This is a genomic window from Ruegeria sp. YKSF131, assembly GCF_059612645.1.
The window spans coordinates 1-6,608 of record NZ_JBXWQZ010000107.1 but is presented as its reverse complement, the minus strand read 5'-3'; the positions used below and the strand labels follow the sequence as shown (position 1 = coordinate 6,608).

At 58.0% G+C, this 6,608-nt stretch carries 6 protein-coding genes; all 6 read left to right on the top strand.

The window, feature by feature from the left end:
- On the top strand, positions 1–470 hold a 470-nt coding region (locus AC2FLZ_RS21470; RefSeq protein ID WP_496882752.1), incomplete at its 5' end, for an amidohydrolase family protein.
- A 48-nt stretch (positions 471–518) separates the two neighbouring features.
- On the top strand, positions 519–1,502 hold the full coding sequence (locus AC2FLZ_RS21465) for a BMP family protein (protein ID WP_480521503.1): 984 nt from the start codon (positions 519–521) through the stop codon (positions 1,500–1,502).
- Complete coding sequence (locus tag AC2FLZ_RS21460) at positions 1,480–2,877, top strand: amidase (protein ID WP_480521501.1); 1,398 nt, start codon at positions 1,480–1,482, stop codon at positions 2,875–2,877. The genes AC2FLZ_RS21465 and AC2FLZ_RS21460 overlap by 23 nt, the downstream gene beginning before the upstream one ends.
- Positions 2,874–4,394, top strand: coding sequence for an ABC transporter ATP-binding protein (locus AC2FLZ_RS21455; RefSeq protein WP_480556031.1), 1,521 nt, complete (start codon positions 2,874–2,876; stop codon positions 4,392–4,394). The genes AC2FLZ_RS21460 and AC2FLZ_RS21455 overlap by 4 nt, the downstream gene beginning before the upstream one ends.
- Positions 4,384–5,427: an ABC transporter permease gene (locus AC2FLZ_RS21450; protein ID WP_496882751.1), complete on the top strand. Its 1,044-nt coding sequence runs from the start codon at positions 4,384–4,386 to the stop codon at positions 5,425–5,427. The genes AC2FLZ_RS21455 and AC2FLZ_RS21450 overlap by 11 nt, the downstream gene beginning before the upstream one ends.
- Positions 5,424–6,365 carry an ABC transporter permease gene (locus tag AC2FLZ_RS21445; RefSeq protein ID WP_480521495.1) on the top strand — a complete coding sequence of 314 codons (942 nt, stop codon included), beginning with the start codon at positions 5,424–5,426 and terminating at the stop codon, positions 6,363–6,365. Before AC2FLZ_RS21450 ends, AC2FLZ_RS21445 begins: the two co-directional genes overlap by 4 nt.
- The last annotated feature ends 243 nt before the right edge of the window (positions 6,366–6,608 follow it).

The following is a 6,608-nucleotide window of genomic DNA, read 5'->3' as shown; positions in this document are numbered from 1 at the left end:
ATATAACGCTGCAAGGTCGCTCGGATACCTATCCGCGTCGTAGGGGGCTGACCCGAGTGCCAGAGCTGCGCGCGGCGGGTGTAAATGTCGCCTTCGGACAGGATTGCACGATGGACCCGTGGTATTCGCTTGGCTCCGCCGACATGTTGGAAGTGGCTCATATGGGCGTGCATGCCGTGCCGATGACATCCCGCGAGGCGATGGAGTGGGCGTTTACGTCCGTTACTCAGAATGGTGCCAAAGCAATGGGCTTGCCCGACCCGACGATCCGCGAAGGCGGCCCTGCCAATATGGTAGTGCTGCAGGCGCAGGACCCGATTGAAGCAGTTCGCATGAAAGCCACCCGGCTTGCCGTTATCAAAAACGGAAAGGTGCTGGCCCGCACAGAACCACGAATGGCCGCGCTTTCTTTGCCTGGCCGTCCCACGACCCTGGATCCCGCAGATTACGCGCCCAGGCCCAATACTTAGGAAGTTCATTAACAAGAAGAATTGCCACCAACAGAAGAGGATCTACCAATGAAACTCACCACAACCCGCCGTCAACTGATGGTCGGCGCTGCGGCCACGCTGGCCCTGCCGGCTTATATCCATCGCGTGAACGCGCAATCTGCGATCCGCGTCGCCGGAGTGCACATGTCTCCGGTTGAAAATGCATGGAACAGCCGCATTCACCTGGCGATGCAGGAAGCCGCCGACGCTGGCCTGATAGAGTATGAGTTTTCAGAAGGAGTAGCGCCGACCGACTATCCCCGCGCGATGCGCGAGTATGCCGAGGGAGGTGCGCAAATCATCTGGGGTGAATCTTATGCTGTGGAGCGTGAAGCACGCGAAGTGGCGGGTGACTACCCCGACACCGCGTTTCTGATGGGGTCTTCCGGTGGGCCAGAAGGTGACAACTTCGGTGTCTTTGGCACACGCAACCACGAGGCAGCCTATCTGGCTGGTATGCTCGCGGGTCATATGTCCGAAAGCAATGTCTATGGTTCGGTCGGGGGTTATCCGATCCCCGAGGTGAACCTTTTGATCAATGCTTTCCGCATGGGCGTAAGCGAAGTGAACCCAGACGCCACCTTCGTCAACGGCTTTATCGGTGCATGGTTCGATCCGGCCCGCGCACAAGAGGCTGCGATTGCCCAGATTGATGCGGGTGCAGACATTCTGTTTGGTGAGCGCATTGGCACTGCGGATGCGGCCCAAGCGCGAGGTGTGAAGGCGATCGGTTCGCTTATCGATTATACCCCGCGATACCCGGGCACGGTTTTTGCCAATGCAATCTGGAATTACGGTCCCACAATCGAGGCCATCGTGGCGGATGTTCAGGCCGGTAATCCAACAGGTCGTAACTACACGGAATATTCCTTTATGGCCCATGGCGGCAATGAGCTGATTTATGTCGCCGATGAAGTGCCTGCCGACGCCATCCCGGGGATGGAGGCCAAACAGGCCGCTATTCAATCCGGTGAATGGGACGTTCCGATTGACGAAAGCGAGCCCTCCTGATCCCGAGGGCTTTGACGTGACCGATGCCACAGCTCTTGCAGCTGCCATCACGGCAGGGCAGATCTCTGCCTGCCAACTGATGGAGTCCAGCCTTGCCGCCTGCCACGCACGGGCAGATTTGGGGGCCGTGGTATATCTGGACGAAGATATGGCCCGCGATGGGGCAAAGGTTGCAGACGCTTTGCCACCAGACCAGCGCGGGCCATTTCATGGGGTTCCGTTTTTGGTGAAAGACCTCGGCAGTTTCGCAAAAGGGCTGCCTGCGGCGGCAGGATCCGCGGAGATCCGTGCGCAATGTCGTAAACCCGATAGTGACAGCCACCTGCTGCAAAGTCTTCGCCGAACCGGCCTGATCCCTTTCGGCTTGACCGCAACACCTCCCTTTGGCCTTTCCCTGACATGCGAACCCGATGGCATGGCGGCGACCCGCAATCCATGGAACCCTGCGTTGACACCCGGTGGTTCATCCGGTGGCGCCGCAGCCGCGGTTGCAGCTGGTATTGTTGCAATTGCTCATGCCACGGATGCAGCCGGGTCCATCAGGGTTCCCGCTGCGTGTTGTGGCTTGACCGGGCTCAAGCCTTCTCGTGGCGCGGTGCCCGGAGGCCCTGATTTTGCCAATCACCTGATGGGCATAGCGTCTGAACTGATCCTTTCGCGGTCGGTCCGCGATGTGAAGACCGCCTTTGACGCGGTAGCCCAGCCCATGGCCCCGGTAAATCTGCCAGAACGCCCCCGCGTCGCATTGGCATTGCCGGAGCGTTGCGGTGCCGACCAGTGCAAGGCCGCGAAAAGTGCTGCCGACGCGCTGCGCGATGCAGGCTGTGAGGTGTGCGATATTCGTGCCCCCGACCGATTGGGGGATGAGGCACACGCAATCGCCCGAACCATACTTGCTGTTTCCTTGGCCGAGTGGCTGACTGCGCTCAGGATCTCTGATGATAAGATTCCACCGCTTGCCGCGACCATGGCTGCCGAGGGCCGTGCGACACCGGCCACAGCGCTTTTTGCGGCCTCACGACAGCTCGCACGTCTGACAAATCGATCTCGCAAGCTTTTTAAGTCTGCTGATGCCGTCCTGATGCCGATCCTCTCGTCTGCACCGCCCGTTGTAGGCACTTTGGATCTGTCCGGCACCTCCCCAGACGATCACATGGCGCGGCTCGAGGCTTTTGCCCCGAACGCCGCACTTGCAAATGTAGCGGGCTTGCCAGCTTTGGCGCTGCCTTTTGGCATGGCAAATGGTCTTCCACTCGGCGTTCAACTGATTGGTCCCCCTGGCTCGGATTTTGCGCTGCTGAAACTTGGCGCACTTGTCGAAGACCGCGCGCCCGCAATCACTTTTCCGCACCCAATCGCAGGCCTGCCCGCATGACCAAGGTTCTGGAACTAAACGGCATTACCAAGCGTTTCGGAACGCTTACCGCAAATGACGATGTGACCCTGACACTAGAAGACGGGGAAATTCTTGCTCTGTTGGGCGAAAATGGTGCGGGTAAGACGACGCTGATGAATATCCTGTTCGGCCATTACGCAGCCGATAAAGGCTCGGTCAGGGTGTTTGGAAAAGAGCTGCCCCCAGGCCTGCCGCGTGCAGCGATCGAGGTGGGTGTGGGGATGGTACACCAGCACTTCACGCTTGCGGGCAACCTCACGGTTCTGGAAAACGTCATGCTTGGTTCCGAACCCTTGACGCGCGCGCGTTCCGCTCGTGGCGAGGCGCGCAAAAAGCTGTTGCAGATCTCTGAGCGGTTCGGCTTGCCTGTGAACCCCGAGGCCAAGGTTCGGACGCTTTCCGTTGGTGAACGTCAACGGGTCGAGATTCTGAAAGCACTCTATCGCGACGCACGTATTTTGATTTTGGATGAACCGACTGCCGTTCTGGCCCGGCCCGAGGCGATGCGCCTGTTCGAAACGCTGCGTGATATGACAAAAGAGGGCCTCTCGCTTATTTTCATCAGCCACAAGCTGCATGAGGTCATGGCAGCCTCTGACCGTGTGGCGGTGCTTCGTGGCGGCAGGATGGTCGCGGAACGCAAAACACCCGAAACCACACCAGAAGAGTTGGCGGAACTGATGGTTGGCCGCAAGGTTGAGCGTCCCGTACGTCAAGACCATGAGATTGGAGCGCCAGTCCTGATCGCAAAGGACGTGAGCGTGGAAGAAGACGGTGATTTGCGGCTGGATGATGTGTCTTTCGATGTCCATGCCGGTGAAATCCTTGGTATCGTCGGCGTTTCAGGCAATGGTCAGTCCTCCCTCGGTGCGCTGCTGTCAGGATTGGCACACCCAAGTGCGGGTCAGTTAACACTCTTGAACGAAGATATCAGCCATCTGGGTCCGCGCGGCATGATCCGCGCGGGCGCAGGCAGGGTGCCTGAAGACCGGCACGCAGAAGGCGTTGTGGGCGAATTGAGTTTGTGGGAAAACGCGGTGCTTGAGCGCTTGCGCACACCGAGATTTTCGCACCGCGGCTTTGTTCGACAACGCGCCGCCCGGGAATACACTGCGGGGCTGATAGAACGTTTTGATATCCGCGGCGCCAGCCCCGACACGCGAACAAGGCTGCTGTCCGGCGGCAATATGCAAAAGCTGATCCTTGGCCGGGTTCTGACCAATGGGCCGCGTTTTGTGCTCGCAAACCAGCCAACGCGTGGTCTTGATGAAGGTGCAATTGCTTCAGTTCATGCCGAGCTTTTGGCAGCACGGGCCGAAGGTGCCGCAATCCTGCTCATCTCAGAAGAATTGGAAGAAGCTGTAGCCCTGTCAGACCGAATACAGGCCATCGTAAAAGGTCGCTTGTCAGAATCGATATCGACTGATGAAGCCGACCCACAACGCCTTGGCCTGATGATGGCAGGTGTCTGGAAGGAAAATGATGATGCGGCTTGAACGACGCTCACATGTGCCGCTGCATCTTGCGATCATTGCACCACTGGCCGCGATCTTTGCTGCATTGCTTTTGGCCGCCGGTCTCATCGCTGCTGCTGACGTAAATCCTCTAACGGCTTATGGCGAAATGGTGAATGGCGCGTTCGGCTCGCGCCTTTCCATCGCCGAGATGTTGACCCGCGCCACTCCGCTTATCTTTACGGGACTTGCCGCAGCTGTCGCCTTCCGAGCGCGGCTTTGGAACATCGGGGGCGAGGGACAGTTCTTTGTTGGGGCGCTAATCACGGCTTGGATCGGTCATTCACTCGGGGTTCCAGGGTGGATAGGTATTCCGATCTTGATGTTGGCGGGCATGGCGGCAGGCGCGGCCCTTTTGGCAGGACCTGCCTTTTTACGCTTACGTTTCGGCGTGGATGAGGTGGTGACAACCCTGCTGCTCAACTTCATCGTGATCCTTTTTGTTGGCCTCATGATTGAGGGCCCTTTGCGCGATCCGCTGGCCTTTGGGTGGCCCTCTTCGGTGCCCGTAGACGGGGATTACCGCCTTCCGGATCTGATCCCCCGTACACGTCTCCATATCGGGCTGCTTGTTGCTATCGCAGCGGCAAGTGCTGTTTGGCTGATTTTTGCGCGTACTGTTGTTGGCGCTGAAACACGCGCCGCAGGCTTAAATGCCAGTGCCGCTGCCTTTGCCGGAATTTCTCTGCCCCGAACGATCATGGGTGTTGCCTTGCTTTCGGGCGCGCTGGCAGGGCTTGCCGGGTCTGTCGAAGTCTTGGGGGTCACTGCGGGGGTCACCACCACTATGAGCCCAGGATTTGGTTATGCAGGCATTGTCGTCGCCATGCTCGCCGCTTTGCATCCGGCCGGAGTGGTCGCTGCCGCTGTATTCGTCGCCACAGTCTTTGTCGGGGCCGACGCCATGAGCCGTGCGACGGGTGTACCCAGTTTCATTGCCGATGTGATCGTGGCGCTGTGCCTGCTCACCATGATCGTGGCCCTTCTTTTCACAACCTACCGGGTGCGCCGATGAGCGATGCAATTGATCTGCTGCTGAATACCAGTCTTTGGGCTTCCGTGCTGCGTATTGCGACACCGCTCATATTTGGTGTTCTTGGTGCGTTGCTTTGCGAACGTTCGGGCGTGCTCAATCTGGGAATCGAGGGGATCATGACCATGGGGGCGATGAGCGGTTGGCTTGTCGTCTACATGGGCGCGCCATTGCTTGCAGGCCTCATTTTTGCAGCGTTTTGCGGCGCGGTGATGGGATTGCTTCATGCTATGCTGACAGTTCCACTTGGGCTTTCGCAACACGTCTCAGGGCTGGGCATAACGCTGTTTGCATCCGCTTTAGCCTATTACCTGTACAGGTTACTTGTTGAGGTGGGAGATCTGCCTCCTACGATCGAGGCTTTTAAGCCGCTCGATTTTCCGGTCCTGTCAGATATTCCCGTTCTGGGACCGATCCTTTTTAACCAAGCTTTGCCGACCTATCTGGCGCTCACTGCGGTGGCTGTGATGGCCTATGTTCTTGCCCGTACGCCTTTGGGGTTGGCCATTCGTATGACCGGAGAGAACCCTCATGCGGTTGAGGCGCAGGGGCTGAACCCGATCCGTATCCGTATCGGCGCAGTTGTTGTCGGGTCAGCTTTGATGGCGGTTGGCGGGGCCTTCCTGACTACAACGGCGTTCAACAGCTTTTTCCCGGGCATGGTGCAGGGGCGCGGTTGGATCTGCATCGCATTGGTAGTCTTCGCTGGCTGGCGGCCCGGTAAGGCTTTGATTGGCGCGATGTTGTTCGCTTTCTTCGATGCCTACCAACTGCGATTGCAGACAACGGTTGAGGGTGTGCCATATCAGTTGTTCCTCATGGCACCGTATGTACTTTCGATCGTTGCGCTGGTCCTTGTCGCCCGCAGAGCCGAAGTCCCAGCGGCGTTGATGGCACCCTACCGACGCGGCGAACGTTAGTGGCATATTTTCGAACATATTGGCCAGGAAACGATAAAATCATCAAAATAAACATCTACTCGACCAGACAATGAAGAGCTGGGCACGAGACCTTAACCACATTCCAGAAAACTCTTGACACTATCTATATATTAAAGCGTCCCGCCTTTAACCTGAGACATATCCAGCAGCCTTGAAGTAGTTCCGACATTCTTGCGCCGAGTAGAGGTCGCATACATGGCCGATGGCATTGAACATATCGGT